This is a genomic window from Oscillospiraceae bacterium MB08-C2-2, assembly GCA_035621215.1.
Taxonomy (GTDB): domain Bacteria; phylum Bacillota; class Clostridia; order Oscillospirales; family Ruminococcaceae; genus WRAV01.
This window is the reverse complement of the sequence record CP141729.1, coordinates 2,723,039-2,741,063: the sequence shown is the minus strand read 5'-3', so window position 1 is coordinate 2,741,063 and position 18,025 is coordinate 2,723,039. Positions and strand designations below refer to the sequence as shown.

At 49.5% G+C, this 18,025-nt stretch carries 12 protein-coding genes; 4 read left to right on the top strand and 8 right to left on the bottom strand.

What is annotated here, in order from left to right:
• Positions 1–371: 371 nt before the first annotated feature.
• From U6B65_12295 to U6B65_12285, 3 genes are all read right to left on the bottom strand, one after another.
• The gene (locus tag U6B65_12295; protein WRS27100.1) at positions 372–995 is read right to left on the bottom strand and encodes a YigZ family protein; all 624 of its coding nucleotides are present in this window, start codon (positions 993–995) and stop codon (positions 372–374) included.
• A gap of 134 nt (positions 996–1,129) precedes the next feature.
• The gene (gene rpmE, locus U6B65_12290; GenBank protein WRS27099.1) at positions 1,130–1,333 is read right to left on the bottom strand and encodes a 50S ribosomal protein L31; all 204 of its coding nucleotides are present in this window, start codon (positions 1,331–1,333) and stop codon (positions 1,130–1,132) included.
• Positions 1,334–1,437: 104 nt separating this feature from the next.
• Entirely contained in the window at positions 1,438–3,144 is a 1,707-nt protein-coding gene (locus tag U6B65_12285) for a phospho-sugar mutase (GenBank protein WRS27098.1), read from the bottom strand.
• Positions 3,145–3,403: 259 nt separating this feature from the next.
• Between U6B65_12285 and U6B65_12280 the strand changes: the two genes are divergently transcribed.
• Positions 3,404–4,945: a YifB family Mg chelatase-like AAA ATPase gene (locus U6B65_12280; GenBank protein WRS27097.1), complete on the top strand. Its 1,542-nt coding sequence runs from the start codon at positions 3,404–3,406 to the stop codon at positions 4,943–4,945.
• Positions 4,946–5,019: 74 nt separating this feature from the next.
• Entirely contained in the window at positions 5,020–5,319 is a 300-nt protein-coding gene (locus tag U6B65_12275) for a Dabb family protein (GenBank protein WRS27096.1), read from the top strand.
• A gap of 88 nt (positions 5,320–5,407) precedes the next feature.
• Here U6B65_12275 and U6B65_12270 read toward each other — a convergent pair whose 3' ends face one another.
• The 3 genes from U6B65_12270 to U6B65_12260 all read right to left on the bottom strand — a co-directional run bounded on the left by U6B65_12270 (position 5,408) and on the right by U6B65_12260 (position 13,561).
• On the bottom strand, positions 5,408–6,463 hold the full coding sequence (locus tag U6B65_12270) for an AEC family transporter (GenBank protein ID WRS27095.1): 1,056 nt from the start codon (positions 6,461–6,463) through the stop codon (positions 5,408–5,410).
• Positions 6,464–6,538: 75 nt separating this feature from the next.
• Positions 6,539–12,175 carry a hypothetical protein gene (locus U6B65_12265; GenBank protein ID WRS27094.1) on the bottom strand — a complete coding sequence of 1,879 codons (5,637 nt, stop codon included), beginning with the start codon at positions 12,173–12,175 and terminating at the stop codon, positions 6,539–6,541.
• A 621-nt stretch (positions 12,176–12,796) separates the two neighbouring features.
• Entirely contained in the window at positions 12,797–13,561 is a 765-nt protein-coding gene (locus U6B65_12260; GenBank protein WRS27093.1) for an SDR family oxidoreductase, read from the bottom strand.
• A 738-nt stretch (positions 13,562–14,299) separates the two neighbouring features.
• Here U6B65_12260 and U6B65_12255 point away from each other — a divergent pair.
• Complete coding sequence (locus tag U6B65_12255; protein WRS27092.1) at positions 14,300–15,319, top strand: inorganic phosphate transporter; 1,020 nt, start codon at positions 14,300–14,302, stop codon at positions 15,317–15,319.
• A gap of 134 nt (positions 15,320–15,453) precedes the next feature.
• Complete coding sequence (locus tag U6B65_12250) at positions 15,454–16,071, top strand: DUF47 family protein (protein WRS27091.1); 618 nt, start codon at positions 15,454–15,456, stop codon at positions 16,069–16,071.
• 125 nt (positions 16,072–16,196) lie between these two features.
• Here U6B65_12250 and U6B65_12245 read toward each other — a convergent pair whose 3' ends face one another.
• Together U6B65_12245 and U6B65_12240 are read right to left on the bottom strand one after the other, a co-directional pair.
• A complete protein-coding gene (locus tag U6B65_12245) occupies positions 16,197–16,874 on the bottom strand; it encodes an HD domain-containing protein (protein ID WRS27090.1) in 678 nt (225 codons plus the stop codon).
• Entirely contained in the window at positions 16,871–18,016 is a 1,146-nt protein-coding gene (locus tag U6B65_12240) for a DHHW family protein (protein ID WRS27089.1), read from the bottom strand. The genes U6B65_12245 and U6B65_12240 overlap by 4 nt, the downstream gene beginning before the upstream one ends.
• Positions 18,017–18,025: the final 9 nt, after the last annotated feature.

Here is an 18,025-nt window from a genome sequence, read left to right as displayed (position 1 = left end):
CCTGTTGGGCGCTCCGCTCAAGGGGCTGCTGCCGCCCTTACGGCGGACGGCATGCCGAATTTGGAAAAGAATGGCCTCACTATGTATACGGAAAAATCCTGCATTTCATTCCCTGCCTTTTTGATCAGGCAAAGAAGCTGTATCATAAAAAATCATTGTCAGTTCAAAACAGCAAGTCCACAGACAGCAAAACCACGGATTCTGAGCTGTATTCCCGGAGAAATACCGGTTTTCAGGCCCATACAGTTTAAAAGTCCATGCTGATTCTATCTATACTATTATACGGCAGAAAAAAGCAAATCCCTGCCTGAAATAAAAATTTCTCACTTTTAGTATAATTCTTCTTCCATTTCAGCCATTTTTCAGCATTCTCAACCAAAATCGTGGTAACGAGTTTCGATAAGCCGAGGCACGATCACCCCTGCGGATACCTCACTGAGCTGCTTTTCCAGCGAAGAAAGCCGCTCCTTGCGGATCACCGCCTCCAAACGCACTCTTTCGCCAAAATCCGAGGCTAGAACAGAAGCCTCCAATTGGGGCAGCAGGTAAGAGACCTTGCCATACAGGGAATAATCCATGGACATTTCCACCACAGCCGCTGGGGTCATAGTCAGCCACTCTGCGGCCGCCACAGCCTGCGAGGCTCCTTGGGAATAAGCCCGGACAAGGCCCCCCGCTCCCAGCAAAATGCCCCCGAAATACCGGGTGACCACAGCCACCACATCGGTAAGCCCCGCCTTTTGGAGCACATCCAGAATGGGAATGCCTGCCGTTCCTTGGGGCTCGCCATCATCGGAATAACGACGAAGCTGCCCCTGGCGCAAAACATAGGCGGAGCAGTTGTGGCTGGCATCCCAGTAGGCTTCCTTTTTAGAGGCAATGTAGGCCATGGCCTCCTCCGGGGTGGAAACCGGCGCAATCGCCCCGATAAACCGGGAGCGGCGCTCTGTAAACTCGGTGACAGCCTCCGCCGAAATGGTTGTATATTCCTCCACAGTTGGCCTCCTTCTGTCTGCCAGCCCCAAAGCATTAAGGTTTTCTTCCATATCTTACGGTTAACCCGATAACCTAAAAGGCGCCGTTCTTGCGAACGCCGCCTTCTCGTTTTTGTTGGAAGAATACACCAGAATTACTTGTCCAAGTTGAAGCGTTTCTTGAAACGATCCACACGGCCGCCGGTGTCCACCAGTTTTTGCCGTCCTGTAAAGAAGGGGTGGCACTTGGAACAAATTTCAACACGGATATCTTCACGGGTTGAACCTGTTTCAATCACATTACCACAATGGCATGTAACAGTGGTTGCTTTATAGTTGGGATGAATTCCCTCTTTCATCTATCTTCACCTCTTTCAAGTCGCAAAAACTATATAACAGCAAGATTATAGCACAACAAGGCAAAAAACGCAAGTATTTTTCTTGGAGAAAACAATAAAAAGGTTCATACACCCAGCAAACCGGCACCGCTTTTCACATAGACAGTCTCCAGTGCATCCAGCTTATCGGGGCTGTCGGCCACAAAGGAATAGTAAATTTTTATTTTCGGCTCAGTGCCGGATGGGCGCACAATCACGGTGCATCCATCGGCCAGCTGGTATTCCAGCACATTGGATTTGGGCAGATCAATGGGGGTTTCCCCGCCGTTTTCCCGGCGCAAAGAGGTGAAATAATCGCTGACTGCCACCACGGAGCTGCCGCCAATTTCCTGCGGAGGCGACTGCCGCAAGGAGGTCATCATGCCGGACATACGGTGCATACCGTCCTCGCCCTCAAACTCATAGCTCTTAACCGTGTTGCGGTAAAAGCCAAGCTCAGCAAAGATACCATTCAGCACCTGCCACAGGGTCAAGCCTTCCCTCTTATAATAGGCTGCCATCTCCACGGCCAGAAGTGAGGCGTTGACCGCATCCTTATCCCGGACATAGCCGCCGGAAAGATAGCCGCAGCTTTCCTCAAAGCCAAAGATGAACCGCTGCTCCTCGCCCAAGCGTTCCAGCCCTAGAATGACCTCGCCCACAAACTTAAAGCCGGTGAGCACATTGACCATAGCTACGCCGTATTTTTCCGCCACAGCCTGCGCCAGACGGGTGGATACAATGGATTTGACCGCTACGGGGTTTTGGGGCATTGTGCCCTTGGCCAGCCTTGCCTTGCAGATGTAATCCAACAGAAGCACACCCATTTCATTGCCGGAAATGGAATAGTACTGCCCGCTATCCCGCACCGAAACCGCCACCCGGTCGCAATCCGGATCGGTGGCCAGCAACAGGTCAGCTTCTTCCTTACGGCACAAGGCCAAAGCCAGCTCCAAGGCCTGCGGAATCTCCGGGTTGGGATAAGGGCAGGTGGGGAAGTTGCCGTCCGGCAGCTCCTGCTCGGGCACCACTGTCACATGCTCCACACCGGCTTTTTCCAGCACGCGGCGCACACAACGGTTTCCTGCACCATTGAGAGGGGTATAAACCACTTTAAGGCCCGCATCCTTGCAGATTCCGGGGGTAACCGATTCCTGCATAACCCGGTCAATATACTGGTCGATGAGAGACTGAGGTATCCAGTGAATCAGGCCCTGATCCAACCCCTGCTGAAAATCCAGCTTTTTAACCTCGGCAAAGTAGTCGGTTTTTTCCATCTCGGCCAAGACCTCATCCGCCGTTTCGGGGGGAATCTGGGAGCCATCGCTTCCATAAGCCTTGTAGCCGTTGTATCGAGCAGGATTGTGGCTGGCAGTGACCACCACACCGGCATCACAGCCCAGCTCACGAACAGCGTAGGAAAGAGAGGGAGTGGGCATCAGCTCCTCATAAATATGCGCTGTAATGCCGTTGGCCGCCATCACACAGGCTGTTACCTCTGCAAACAGCCGGGATTTATTGCGGCTGTCATAAGCAATGGCAATGGAGGGCTGCCCCTCGCAGCGTTTTTTGAGATAATTGGCAAAGCCTTGGGTTGCTCTGCCTACGGTATAAATATTCATTCGATTGCTGCCGATGCCTAAGACACCCCGCATACCGCCTGTGCCGAATTCCAAGCCCCGGTAAAACCGATCGCTGATTTCCTCTTGATTTTCCGCAATGGAGAGCAGCTCCTGTTTTTCCTCCTGCCCAACATGGGATAGCCATTGTTCATAAAGTTCCTGCACGGTCATAAGCCTGAACTCCTTCCTGTTTCTATCGCAACCATCTGGTTAAACGTTTAATTTTTTTGCTCCAAGAGCCGATTGAGCTTGCCCGCAAAGCCTTTGCCTGAGCTTTTGAAACTGACTTCTATTATACCATTTAATAATACTATTTAATGGAATTGTTTGTCAATGACTGGGGTGGGCCGGTTGTAAATGTCCCTCAAATTTTGTATAATGGAAAATGACAGAAAGGCCGGAATCCGGTCGACTAAAAGGAGCTGACAGCATGTATGCATCGGTGCTCAGTCTGGGGCTTACAGGAATCCAGCCTTATCTGGTCTCGGTGGAGGTGGATTCCCGCAAGGGTCTGCCCGCCTTCGATATTGTAGGCCTGCCCGATGCAACAGTCCGCGAATCCCGGGATCGGGTAAAATCGGCTCTTCAAAATCTGGGGTATCCCTTCCCCAGTGCTAAAATCGTGGCCAATCTGGCCCCCGCCGATTTGCGCAAGCAGGGCTCCATTTATGATTTGCCCATTTTGCTGGCGCTTATTTCCGCCAGCGGCTACGAGCACTTTGATTTTGGCAAAACCGCTGTCTTGGGGGAAATCAGCCTCAGCGGGGAAATCCGGGGCATTGACGGTGTTTTGCCCATGGTGCTGGATGCCGGCTCTTTAGGCGCCGAAAGGGTGATTATTCCCCGGCAGAATGCCGCTGAGGCGGCGGTGGTCACCGATATACCGGTGCTGGCGGCAAGCCATGTGCGGGAGGTGCTCACTTTTCTCACAGGCCAAAGCCCACTGGAAAGTGTCGCTCAAATCGAGCATACCCCACCTCCCCCGGGGCCTCCTTTACCCGATCTGCGGGAGGTCAAGGGGCAGGAACAGGCTAAAAGAGCCATGGAAATTGCAGCGGCAGGCGGTCATAACCTGTTGTTTATCGGGCCTCCCGGTACCGGCAAGAGTATGCTGGCTAAGCGCCTCCCCTCCATTCTGCCACCTATGACTCGGGAAGAAGCCATTGAAATTACCAAGCTGCATTCTGTCTCCGGCTTGCTGGGGCCTGGTGCTTCTTTGATGACAAGCCGCCCTTTCCGCTCACCACACCATTCTGTATCGGGAGCGGCGCTCACCGGCGGAGGCCCTTCTCCAAAACCCGGCGATATCTCTCTCGCCCATCACGGTGTTTTATTTTTGGACGAGCTGCCGGAATTCCCTAAAGCTTCTCTGGAAACTTTGCGTCAGCCTTTGGAGGATGGAGAAATCACCATTTCACGGGTACGCCACCGCATCACATACCCCAGTCGCTTTATGCTGGTGGGGGCCATGAACCCCTGCCCCTGCGGCTATTTCGGCCACCCTGAACGGGAATGCACCTGTGCCCCCGCCGCTATCTCCCGCTATCTGGGCAAAATCTCCGGCCCCCTGCTGGATCGGATTGATCTGCATGTGGAAGTTCTGCCTGTAAAATACGAGCAAATCACCTCTCGGCGTGGGGGCGAGGATTCCGCCACCCTGCGCAGTCGTGTGATTGCGGCTAAAGAACGCCAGAATGCCCGCTATGCGGAGGATGGCATAACCTCCAACGCCGCCCTGACACCGGCTCTGCTTCAGCGGTACTGCACCATGACCCCAGCGGCCTCCGGCCTGCTTAAAACGGCTTTTGAAAGGCTGGGGCTTTCTGCAAGAGGCTATGACCGGATTATGAAAACCGCCCGAACCATCGCCGATTTGGATGCCAGCGATACCATTGACACCACGCATATCTCCGAGGCCATTCAATACCGCAGTCTCGATCGCAAATATTGGGGGCAGGGCCGCGCACAATAGCAATGCGATGCTTTCTATTGGCTTTAACTAAGCAACTTTATTATACATTCAAAAGAAGGGGTTGGAACAGCAATATGATTCGACACATTGTATTATGGACAATTCAGGATGGCGTAAACGGGCGCACCAAGCAGCAGGCCGGGGAGGAAATCAAAGCCACAGCTTATGCCATGGCTCCGAAAATTCCCGGACTTCTGCACTTGGAAATCGGTTTTAACTACAAGGAAGGCGAATACGATCTGGCTCTCTATTCCGAGTTTGAGAGCAAAGAAGCCGAAGCCGCCTACCAGACCCATCCCGAGCATTTAAAACTCAAAGCCGTGGTGCATACCTATGCCATCGGCCGCACCTCCATGGATATGGAAGTGGAATAAGCCCTCAAAAACCATCAAAAGGAGAAGCGGATGACCGCTTCTCCTTTTTTATTGCAATAAATGCTGAACGTTTAAATTTTTCCGCCTTTTAAAAGTATCCGCCCTGCTTGGTGAGGAATATCCACATAAACACAGTGAGGACTGAAAAGGCTGTTCCAAAAACCACAAGCTGAGCCGCAAGGCGGCTGTCTCCCCCCGCCTGCTTGGCCATAGTGAAGGAAGAAACCGCTGTTGGAGCGCTGAACAAAGTCAGCAGAGATACCAGCTCCACATCCCGGAAGCCCATAGAAATGGCAATGGGCAGACAAATAGCCGGGATCACCAGCAGCCTCCCCCCCACTCCAATAATCAACTGCTTGAGGTTGCCTCTGGCACTGGAAAAATCAAACAGGCCACCCAGCAGTGCCAACGCCAGCGGTGTTGCCAGCCGGGAAACATCCCGCAGTGCCGAATGAACGGCCACAGGAATGGGAATACGCAAAAGCAGCATGGCCATCCCGAGAAGGGAACTGATAATCAAAGGATTGGCAACGACCCCCTTCAGGGTTTTGGCTACATTGACCTTGGTGCCGCAGAAAACCTCCAAGGTAACCACCGCCAAAACATTGAAAAGCGGCACTGTGGTGGCATATAAAATGGAACTGGAGCCTAAATTCCCTTCCCCATAAATGGAAATAGCCACCGGCATTCCAAATAAGATAAAATTGGAGCGAAAAATCCCCTGAATCAAAACGCCACGCTTTTTATTATCCTTTTCCAGCAACATCACCGCCAGAACAGCCAGCGTAAAGATGGCCAGCACTGAGATAACTCCAAAGCCCAGCAGCCGAGGGTTAAAAAGATCGTCCAGATCGCTGTCATAGATATTCATAAAGAGCAAAGCAGGCAAAAATATCTTAAAGGTAATTTTGTTGAGCTGCTCCATGGTATGTACATCCCAGAACTTCCATTTTCGCAAGAAATACCCCAACATCATCAACAAAAACAGTGGCAGCACCACCCGCACCGACAACAGAAAATTTTCCACCGATTCCCCCACCCTGCCTTTCTTTTTTCGAAACCGGTGGGCGCACCCGGCGATTTCACGAATCAGTATAACACACACACATTTGTTTTGAAAATGCTTTTGAATTTCTTTTTTCACAGAAAACAGCCTCCCGATTTTGGCGGAAGGCTGTTTTTTCGTATAGGTTCTTTGTTTTAATCCAACGCAGACACTTTATGCCTCTTCGTCTTCCTTTTTCTCACCGATAGCGGCAGCACCCATCAGCATCATACCTGCGTTGAAGCAGCTGGTATTTCGGGTGGCAGACTGCCCACCGGTGCGAGGCAGATTCCCAAGGGGAACGCCCTCATCAATGATGGTCACCAAACCGGGAGCCAAAGGCACCAGACCGTCGGTGATGGTCACGAGCTCCGTGTCATCAGGAGTTTCCCAGCGTCCTTTGGATTCATACTCTGTGTCACGATCCCTACTGCTGTAAGTGGGCGTGGAGCTACTGGAACTGCTCGAATTGCTGGAGCTGCTCGAACTACTGGAAGAGCCAGAGCTGCTGGAAGAGCTTTCTTCACCGCCTCCATTATTATCCGGCTCAGGGGTATTTGTGATAGTATAAACCATCATCCCCCCTACTTGGGCAGGATATGTATCTGCCACCGTATATTTACCCGTTAAGCTCTCTACATTGATTTCCGTTATAATATACTCCAAATCCGGGCGCAGACCGGGGTATTCGTAGGAGCTTAGAATACGATTGCTCTCCCAAACCCCATTTTGCAGAGAAACGTTCATCTCAAAGGTCTCGTTAAAGAGCTTTTCACTTGCACCGGGCCGAGCTCCCACCACACGGAAGGTAAAGGTATAATCCTTAGGCTGCAAGGTGCTTTTAAGATTTACAATCTTCTTAAGCCCCAGCATAAACTCAGGAACCTCCGCACAAACGCCCACCTTGATTGGCTCGGGAGTAAGGCGAATGTCTCTTCTGTCAATCTTGCTCAGGAAACTAAACCCAAAGGAATTGTAGGCAACTGCCAGATTCTGCTCGTAATCTGGGAAGTTGGCCTCATATTCTGCGGTCAGGGTCTGGTTGCCGGAGAGCACGACACCATCTGCAAGCTTAATGCGGAAGGCTGTTGCCTGCCCATATTCCTGCTGTGTCGGATTTGCTTTCCAATAACCTGCAGAGTCTCCGGCCCAATCTGAAGCAGTAAAGGCTTTAGTCGCTCCGTCAGTGCCAATGTAGTATTCCACAGTGTACTGATTAGGCTGCAAGGGCATACCATCGATTTTAACCGCAATGGTTCCATCTGTCAGGCGAACATCTGCCTTGCTGCCTCTGGGGCTGGTGGAAACCACCGAACCGCCATCCCCAACGGAAGGCAGGCGGTTGATCAATACCAGATTCCTAAAGGAAGACCCGGCTCTCTCATTTTTCACTTCCAATGTATAGGTAAAGGTATCTGTTTTATCCGCCAGCTGAATCACACGGGTGCTATCCGTACTGTTGGCAGAGGGCGGTGTAGCATTGGAATTGGAAACGGTAATTTTGGAAGAAACCGCAATCTCACCGTAGGCATTGAGAGAATCATAGCTGTGCACCAAGTGCTTGGTGCCCGCTTCTCCGCTGATGCCGGCCATATCCAGCCTTTCAGGCTCATAGTCGTAGGTGGTGCCTTTATAATCCCCGGTACCTTTAACCATGGAATCCAAGAATACATCACCGTCGGCCGGAATCAGATAGGCGTGGGCTGTGTAGCTGGTATAGTCATTAACGGAGGTTCCCACCTTAATACGGAAGGTATCGTTGTCAACGCCGCCCTTCAAAAGCTTGTTGACATTCCAGGTAATAACCTGTGTGCCGTTATGGCTGGTTATAGCCTCTGCATCCAAGTAGGAGGGTCTTTGCCCGCCTTCATAGCCTTTAAAAGTCATACCCGCAGGCAATACCACAACCAGCTTGGCACCCGGCTGCAAGTCAGCGGCACGTGTTTCATAGGAATTACCAACCGTGATCTTCCAACCCACTGTGTCACCGGGAGTAACGGTATCAGCGGTAGAGTAATCGTGGAAAGTTTCCGACCCAGTGCCCGCATTGGAGGTAATGGTTTGCGCTTTAATATCCACCATGGGGCCGGGCAGATTGGCTGTCAGCTTTACATTAACCTGTGCCTGATAACGTGCAGCAGTCGACAGATTGTCATCCCAGTCATCGGAACCGTTATCTGAATGAACCTGACCAACAGCGCCGTTCTTGAGAATAAAAGTCTCCTCACGAACATACATAGCAACCTTGTTGACATCATCAATCACATTGGAATTGCCATATTTAGATTGATGAATGGCCGCTAAAGCTCCATTGTGATCAATTTTAACCTTGTAGGAGAGCTTTACCGTTTCTCCCGAATGAATAACCAGGCCCTCTGTTCCGGGGGTAATTGTAAGACGACTACCGCCTTGATCGGCACTAGCACTGAGAGTGGCAGGGCGTCCATCCTGTGTTTGATAAGCAACGCTAACCCCACCATCCAGTGTTTCAAATTTGGGGAGTAAATCCACCAAATGGTTGACAGTAAAATCTTTGCGGCCCGTGTTTTGAATTTCGACCGTGTAGGTACGCTGAAGAGTTCCGCCTGAGCTGACCAGTATGGAAGCGCTATTTACCTTCTTAGCAATATCTCCCACATGTTCAGAGCCATAGAGAATTTTAACAGCGGCAGTGCTCTTGACCCGCGATTTAGTATCGTTATCTTGATCAATGCCGGAGCCACTGTCGTTCTCGGGGCCTGTGCCCTGCACCACACCATAGGAGTCATATGTTTCCTTAATAAGAGCATACGCGGTGTTGGTTTGGTTCGCAGTTCCGGAGCCGGTAAGGCCGGTGGCCACCACCTGTGCCCGATAGGAAAACTCCAGAATATCCCCTTCTTCCATCACAGTGGGGGTATTCAGTTTAAGATAAAGCCGTTTTGAACCGCTGCTCGCTTGCGCAAAGGTAAAGTCGGTGATCGGGTTATGATTGAATGTCAAAGAGTCTTTTTCGGCATCAAAGGGAACATAGTTCAGATAGCTGGACAAATCGTCCACCAAATTTTTCAGGGTAATGGTGCCGGTGCCCATGCCCACTTCTCTGCGGACAGTGACCTTAAAGCCAACCTGATCACCATCACGCAGTGCCTGGGGATCGGTGCCGCCCACTGTGTTAACGGTTTTGACTATGCTGACCATCGGTTTGAGGCTGCCCTTATCAACCGTGTGGCCGAAGTTTCCCCCGGGAATCTCAACACGCTGATCTCCCGGGCCACCGGGGCCACCGGGGCCCTCAGGACCGCCGGGACCGCCTGTTCCGGTTTCTCCGGGTTGCCAAATATAAGCAGAAGCTTTATAGCTGTTGTGTATATATTGCTGGCCTTCCCCATCAACTGTCTGCACCTGCATAACATAAGTAAGGGTGATGGTGCCGCTTTTTCCAAGGCCGCCACTGGTTTCCACTGTAATCAGATGCTTGCCTGCATCGAACTTCACGCCGTTCGGCTGTGGCAGCAGTGCCGGATAGGGGGTCTCCTTCTGGTTCCAGCTTGTGCCGATTACAGTCAGCTTCATGTGGGAGGTTTGATTTGCATCCGCCGCTGTACCATCCGGCAAAATCCCATGATAGGGCTTGAGATTGTCGCTGTAGGTATCCTCAACCAAAATCTTGCCCCAGGTTTTGTTATTTACATCGCTGTTGTTGATGGTAATGGTAAAGCGGAGAATATCGCCGGGTTTAAACTTAGTAGCGTTTTTAGTGGTGAGGTTCTCCACCTTTTTATTGTTACTCACATCTACAGTCGGAATCTCCCGATACCGAAACACTGCCTCACTGGGAAGAGAATGGTTTTGGAGAACGTCCTTGAGAGTGTATTGATAATCCAGTTTGGCTGTATTTTTCATATAAATGGGGTTGGCCTGCTCATCCATCTCACCATCCTGATCCAGTACCCGATAGGTGATGGTTGGCGCATTGCCAGTAGGCCGGAAGCCCATCGGGACTTTATCCAGGCCGTCATTGCCGGAACCAATGGCAAAATCATACACAATGGAGACAATTTTATTGCTGTTTGACAGGACATTGGTGGCATTAGCCTCATTGAACTTCCGGTAAATTACTGTATCCGAAAGCCCGCCGCTGTAGCCGATGGTGATCTTGTATCGCTTGGATTGCTCGGCCGGTGTGGCCCCATCCCATATATATTGGCCGGTAGTCAGGCGAATGGGAACAATTTCTTCCAGCTTATAGCCGCCCGGATTGCTTACAGCATCGTATACCGCATCTGTAATGGTCAGGCTATCCAGAGGGCCTTCCTGCATGTTTTTAAAGCTATCCAACTTATAAACCACTTCGTTGGTAGCAAAGCCGGAAAGCTCGCCCGTTGTTCCGTTTGTATTGGTGCTTCCAATGTTAGTGATGGATTTTTTAAAGCCATTGTTCTCCGTTTCGGAACCGGTTTCAATGCTGGTGGTCACCACAAAATCCACCTGTGTGACAGAAGCATCGTTATAAAGAGTCTTTTTCTCCTTTGAAGTCGTGCCGTCTTCGTCGGTTTCGTAGGCAACCAAGGGGGTTACCGAGCCCATACTGCCTGTGGAAGCCGCAACTGTGGATTTAAGAGATAGAGTTGCTGTGCCGCCTACATATTCAATTTCGCCGCCAACTTTTGCACCAGCAATCTGAAAGGCCAGTTTGTTGGCACTTTCAGCGTCAGTGGATTTTAAAGAAACACTGAATTTGGTTACGTAATCAACGCCCTCTACAGTCTTGGCTTCCAGAACAGATGCAATCAGCTCTGTGTCACTGTTAGGGGCCTGAATCATCTCTTTAGTGAAGAGTATCTGGGGCATTCCATTTTCATCCACGGGCACCGCAAAGGTATCTTCATAGACAATTTTTTCGCCATAAACCAAACCGGTGGTTTTGCCCGCATGTTGAGAGCCCGCCTCATAAACAAAGCTAAAGGTGGGGATATCGGTTTCCCGGCCTAAGGTTAAGGTGGGTATTCCAGCGGTTTTCGGAATATCGGCTGCAACATTATTTTTCAGATATTGTGGATTGGTGGAAACTGCATTCCAATCAAAATATGGCGCAACTGCCACAATTTCAGAGTCGCTGACTAAGCCCCCAACCACCTTTCCCTGAAAGAAAAGCTGGGCCTCAACAGGGTAAGAGGTGCCACTGGGGGTAACCCCATTTGCAGAGGGACACATTTTTAGACTGACAGTCTGGCCGGAGCCGGGATTAAAGTCTTTGGTCCATGTGACCCACACATAGGTGTGCTCAGCATCCACATCCGGGTCACCATCGGCAGCATCCGCACCGCCTATTTGATAGGCAAGGCCTTCATTCTGTCCCCAAGATAAATCGGATGCGTTAATTTTATGTAGAGTGAACCGCACAGCCAGATCGCCGCCTTCAATCACCACTGCACCATTTGCATCCGCAAAACTGAAAGAAGCTTTAGCGGTAACTTGGCTCCCACTGTAAACATACAGCTGATCATCGGTGCTGCGCTCTGCCAGATAATCCTTGGAGGCTTCGCAGTTCAACCCCAAGACAAACTCGGTAATCTTGCTTTTAAGCTCTGCCAGCGCATCATTATCGCTTAGTCCCAAGGGGATATCATCGTCGCTCTCTCCCAAAGAGGGCTCATCATCGATGGAAAGGCCCAAAGCCATTCCTTCTTCGCTCACTGTATTCTCCACAGCATAGGCAACCTGACCAGTTATCAAAAGCACTGCCAAGAGCATACTCAATACCCGCACAAAATAGCCCTTACTACCACCCAGCTTTTGTTTGGCCGCACAAACAAAAATTTTCTTCATGTGCCTTCTCCTTCACTACATACATTGTATTCAGAGTAAAAAACCAAATGAAATTTATTTTCCTCGTTTATAATAGGTTCTATTATGAATCAGTCCGGTCACACGATGGTCACATATAAGAAATTTAAAAGCAAAAACCAAAAAATATTTTCACTAAAATTGAATTAGACCATAGTGGAATTTCACTGGTTTTTTGCACAGCCACAGCAGAAATCGCGATTATATACAATTTTCACTATGCGACCGACTGAAATAATAAAGTTGTATGTGAAAAGTCACAGAAGCTAAAAACTTTATATACCATGCGGGCTAAAAATGGCTTTGCGATAGCATTAATGCAGAGATTTGCTCACCTGCATATAAGATCTTTCCCAATCTATCATATGCATGAAATTTTTCTTGTCGAATCCAAGTATTTAAAATGGAGTTTAATAGTCTACTAACTTATATCTTATTCTAGCATATGGATTTTGTATGTCAAACATTTCGCTTAAATATACGCTTAGAAAAACATGGTAACAACACTTTTTTAGTATATTATCTAACAAAAAAATATGTATGCACCTAAAAGGTGCATACATATTTTTCACATATTCAGGATTAGCCAGCTTCAAAAAAAGCCTATTTCACCAGATATCCGCCATCAACAGGCAGAATGCAGCCGGTAACATAATCACTGGCAGAAGAAGCCAAGAAGAGCAGGGGGCCCTGCATATCTTTACCGGTTCCCCAGCGGCCAGCAGGAATACGGGCACTAATCTGCTCATAGCGCTCAGGGTTTTTATCCGGCTTCAAATTCACATTCATTTCGGTATCCATGTAACCGGGAGCAAGAGCATTGACACAAACGCCGCGGCCTGCCCAGTCATTGGACATTTCTTTGGTGAGCTGAGCAACACCACCCTTAGCTGCTGCATAGGCAGGGATAGTCTGGCCGCCAAAGAAGGAGATCATAGAAGCAATGTTGATAATTTTTCCGTAGCCCTTTTTGAGCATAACACGGCCAGCCAGCTGGCACATAATAAATACGGAGTGCAGGTTGATGTTAATAACAGCATCCCAATCTTCCATCAGGAAATCTTCGGCGCTATTGCGGCGCTGAATGCCGGCTGCGGGAACCATAATGTCCAGATCGCCGCCCAGCTTAGCCAGCGCTTCATCAAAAGCACGGTAGTTTTCCTCACGAATGCTCAGATCGGCCTGGACACCATAGCAGGTGTAGCCTTTCTCGCAAAGTTTTGCCGCAACATCGGCTGTTTTGGGGGAATAATCAATGATAACAACCTGGCAGCCAGCCTCCAGAAGACCTTCAGCCATGCCATAGCCCAACCCCTGCGCAGCACCGGTGACAATCGCTTTTTTGCCGCTAATATCAAATAAATTCACTGTGCATTTCTCCTTCAACTGTCCGTCTGGTTTTATGGTTCACAATATGTCAATACAATTATACAGCAGCCAAATAAAAAAAGCAAGGCATTGTCTTGGCGATTCGCTGATCAAATGGCTGTTTCGGGCGGTAATTTTTTCCTGGATTTTCAGGGCTCCCAGCACACCCGCAAAACTGTAATATAAATTTTACACAACCCGGCAGAGCAAAAACATGGAATCTGCAGCTTTTTTTGACCAGCGCAAAATCAAATAAAACTATAAATCGGCATTGGTGGCAAGACAGTGTAAAAACAGGGAAAAAACTATAAAATCAATGTTAAAACACCATTTTACACAGAGTTTATCTTTGTAAAATCTTAGAAATTTCCCCCGAATTAATTCTTTAAATATAAAAAATCCACCTTGCCCTTCTCGTAATTATTGCGTTGATTATCAGTCATCGCCCCAGCTAAAAAGCAGTTGCATTTTTCTACAATAAATTTTATACTATATAGCGTGCGCTCTTACTTCTTTTTTACAATCATTTCGGCGCTATAGAAGTCATTGTATACACGGTGTGGCAAGCATTGTGTGTCCCGTGTGGACAAGCTCCCCACCCAATGACTTTGAAGAACGAATTCACACTGTGCGCAGGCACCGTGTCTCAGCCCTTTATTCAGGGCCGTACTGCAATGCAACCGTGACTGTTTTGCAGGAATTCCACTATAAAACTGAAAGAACAGGCAGGTGAACCTATTGAATTATGCGCTGATTACAACGGTGGTTTTAGTGCTGGCAGTCATTTTTGTAAATGGCTGGACAGATGCACCCAACGCTATCGCAACAGCCATTTCAACCCGTGTTCTGGCTCCCCGAACCGCTATTTGGATGGCAGTGGTCTTCAACTTTTTTGGGGCGTTGGTCATGACTCTCTTCAATGCTCGTGTGGCGGCCACCATCAGCAACATGGTCAGCTTTGAGGGAGGAACAGGCAACGAACCAAAAATCGCTTTGGCAGCTTCTCTTTTTGCTATTGTAGTTTGGGCCACAGCAGCATGGTATTTTGGAATACCAACCAGTGAAAGTCACGCACTGATTGCGGGCCTGACCGGCTCAGCAATGGCTATGGGCGGGCTAGGGGCTGTAAATTTTGCGGAATGGAGCAAAGTTCTGATCGGTCTGGTGATTTCTTCTGTGCTGGGCTTTGGCAGCGGCTTCGGCGTTGTAAAACTGATCGAAAAAATTTGCTATAATATGAACCGGCCAAAAACCAATAAGGTTTTCTTTTGGGGACAAGCCGGCGGCGCCGCTGCTATGGCGTTTCTCCATGGTGCACAGGATGGCCAGAAATTTATGGGCGTTTTTATGCTGGGCCTTTTCCTCAATGGCATGGACACCCCAATGACCGATGGCTCCTTCAACATTCCCCTATGGGTCATTGTCATGTGCTCGGTAGTCATGGGTCTGGGAACCTCTGTGGGCGGCATGCGCATCATCAAAGCGGTGGGCATGGATATGGTCAAGCTTGAAAAATACCAAGGCTTTGCTGCCGATCTAAGTGCGGCTGTATGTCTTTTGTTCAGCACTGTTTTGGGTATCCCTGTTTCCACCACGCACACCAAAACCACCGCTATCATGGGCGTTGGCGCTGCTCGGCGGCTCTCTACTGTGGATTGGCGCATTGTAAAAGAAATGGTTTGGGCGTGGGTACTCACCTTCCCCGGCTGCGGATTGATTGGATTTTTAATGGCAAAACTGTTTATCGCTATTTTCTAGTGAAACACCAAAACGCTTTTTAGCCTGACCATCTAGGTGTTCCCTTAACTTGGGTCACCGATGGAAGCAGGCTGCACTCTCAATAACGTTACTATATATTCCTGCTCACATGCAGGAAAAGGAGGAACTGAAAAATGGCAAATAAAAAGAGTCTTGATTTTTTCGAAGCCTTTACCCGACAGGCCGGCTACTGCAAAAAAGCGGCCGATCAGCTGGTTTTAATGCTGGCAAACTACACCGATGTGACCATCCGGGCGGAAGAAATTCATGTCACCGAGCATGAGGCCGACAGCTCCCTGCATGAGGTTATGCACGAGCTTGCCCGTTGCTTTGTCACCCCCATCGACCGGGATAACATCATCACCCTGATCAATCGTTTGGATGATATCACCGATGCCATTGAAGATGTGGCGAATCTGTTTGATATGCTTTCCATCACCACTGTTAAGCCGGAGGTCAAAACGCTGGCCGACCTGATTGCACAGGCTTGCAGCGCCCTCTATGACGCTGTAGATGAATTCCCCCGCTTTAAGCACTCCAAAACTCTCAATGAGCTGATTATCCGGGTGAACCGCTTGGAAGAGGATGGCGACCGGATGCACCGTGCCATTATCAAGAACATGTATCAGCAGGAGCAAAATGCCATTGAGCTGATGAAGTGGAAAGAAATCATCAACGCTATGGAAAATGTTCTGGATTACTGCGAGGATGTTGCCAATCTGCTGGATGAGCTGGCCATCAGCAATTCCTGAGCCTTTCTATTGGCTCCACAAAAAGCAATTCGTAATTCTCCGCAGGCAAGCTTACTTTGTCAGCGGGGAATTGCGTGGACAGGGTATGCCTTCATAAGGCAAGCATGCTTTGTATAGGAACCATGCTATAGAATACTGATACCGTTGATGTGAAGCTGGAATTTTAAAGCAAGGGCCTCGGCGGCCTTGCGGCAGAGCAGCATACGGTCCATGAAAATTTCAAAATAATCCATGACTGCACTGATGGTTGTGTCGATAGTCAACTCAAGGGTTACGGTTTTGGCCTTGGCATCCAGATTCAATGAGGATTGCTCTACGGCATAATTGACCCGGTCATGAATGTCATAGTTGGAGCGATCACGGTTGCGAACCCGGGTACGGCGCACATCGCTTTTATCCGCCAGAATCAAGGCTGCTGCAATGGCGTTAACCGGAAAGCCGGTTCCCTCATCGTGGTTGCCAATAGCCGTGACAATCGAGGCGATCTCCCCGGCCTCCATACCCAAACGGGTGAGTATTTCAAAAGCCATGATAGCCCCGCTTTGAGCGTGGCTGCTGCGGTTTACCACATTCCCAATATCATGCATGTAGGCGGCAATACGGGCAAGCTCAGAGGTGCGTTTATCGTATCCCAGCTGCACCAATAGATTGCCGGCTATTTTTGCGCATTTTTCCACATGTCCAAAATAATGCTCTGTAAAACCCATGGCCAACAAGGTTTCATCCGCTCGCTTGATATAAGCCCGGATTTCCTCGTTGGCTCTTATTTCTGTATAGGTGATTGTTCGTTTTTCGTCATTCATAGAATTCCCTCCAGTTCAAGCCCTTTAGCTTGAGCCAATTTGCCCAATCGTGAGGGTATGTTTGTGTGTGTATAGGTTTCAATGCCATAAGCAAACAAAACCTGGCTGTATTCATCCAGTTCAATATCTTCGTAATCTGCCTCTGTTGCCTGAAAAAGATCAATCAGCGTGATTCGGCTGTAATGGTTGGCCAACAGGGTTATAAAAGGCAAGGTGCTTTCATCGCAAAAGACCAGCAGGCTGCGCTGGCTCTTATCCGAAGAGACCGCTTTTACATCGGTCACGCCGGAAAGCCCACCCAGATACACCCTGCTTTCCTGACCCAACTGGGCCAAGTGAGTGGGATACAGGGTGTTGTAGGTGTTGGGATTCTCCCCCCAGTGATTGACCAGATACTGCCGGTCGGTCTGGGAATACCGCAGCACCTGCACCGAATCGGGATTCACATTTTTATAGGGAGACAGCCGGTAAAGGGGACCATCGTAGCTGTTGGTGACATACTGGATATCAAACTGGCTGTAAGCCCGGTTATCGATTCCTAGGCGCTGGCCCAGCACTGTATAGGCATAATAGCCGCCCAGAGCGGTTAAACGGTCGTCTGTGCGGTAATAAATATACTCATCCCCGTGGTTAAAAAGGGTGGAGTAAACATCCGCCGTGGCGATATGCCCGGTGACCTGACTGTATATTTCCTCAATCATCTTTTTCTGATTCACCGGCTGGGCAAAGGTAGGCAGATATTGCTGCCGCACCGCACAGGCCGTGGGAATCACCGCCATGTAGGCCGGGATATCCAATGCCTCACTGAAAGCAAGGATGCTGTCGGTATTGCGCTGGGTATAGCCCAGCTGAGGATTTGGCTGGTCAAAGTTTTTCATCAGCCCATTTTCGTTGAGGAAAATTCCACTCTGCTCCCGGGAGCCTCCTGCATAGCGCAAATCCAGCCCCAAGCGGCGCAGCTCTTCCCGAAAGGGAATGTTCTCCCGCACATAGGCCTCCAGCGTTCCGGTAAAGGTTCCACTTTGCAAAGAGCCCATGGTGAAGGGTATGGGAAAACCCTCGCCGGTTTTATCGGTGAGAACCACAGTGGGTATAACCAGCAGGCAGACTGCCAGCACAAACTGCATCAGATGGCGAACCATAAGCAAAGC

Bases quoted from the DNA above. Each gene is read 5' to 3' on its own strand.
- rpmE (WRS27099.1), bottom strand. From the start codon at position 1,333: ATGAAAGAGGGAATTCATCCCAACTATAAAGCAACCACTGTTACATGC.
- U6B65_12285 (WRS27098.1), bottom strand. From the start codon at position 3,144: ATGACCGTGCAGGAACTTTATGAACAATGGCTATCCCATGTTGGGCAG.
- U6B65_12280 (WRS27097.1), top strand. From the start codon at position 3,404: ATGTATGCATCGGTGCTCAGTCTGGGGCTTACAGGAATCCAGCCTTAT.
- U6B65_12275 (WRS27096.1), top strand. From the start codon at position 5,020: ATGATTCGACACATTGTATTATGGACAATTCAGGATGGCGTAAACGGG.
- U6B65_12265 (WRS27094.1), bottom strand. From the start codon at position 12,175: ATGAAGAAAATTTTTGTTTGTGCGGCCAAACAAAAGCTGGGTGGTAGT.
- U6B65_12250 (WRS27091.1), top strand. From the start codon at position 15,454: ATGGCAAATAAAAAGAGTCTTGATTTTTTCGAAGCCTTTACCCGACAG.
- U6B65_12245 (WRS27090.1), bottom strand. From the start codon at position 16,874: ATGAATGACGAAAAACGAACAATCACCTATACAGAAATAAGAGCCAAC.
- U6B65_12240 (WRS27089.1), bottom strand. From the start codon at position 18,016: ATGGTTCGCCATCTGATGCAGTTTGTGCTGGCAGTCTGCCTGCTGGTT.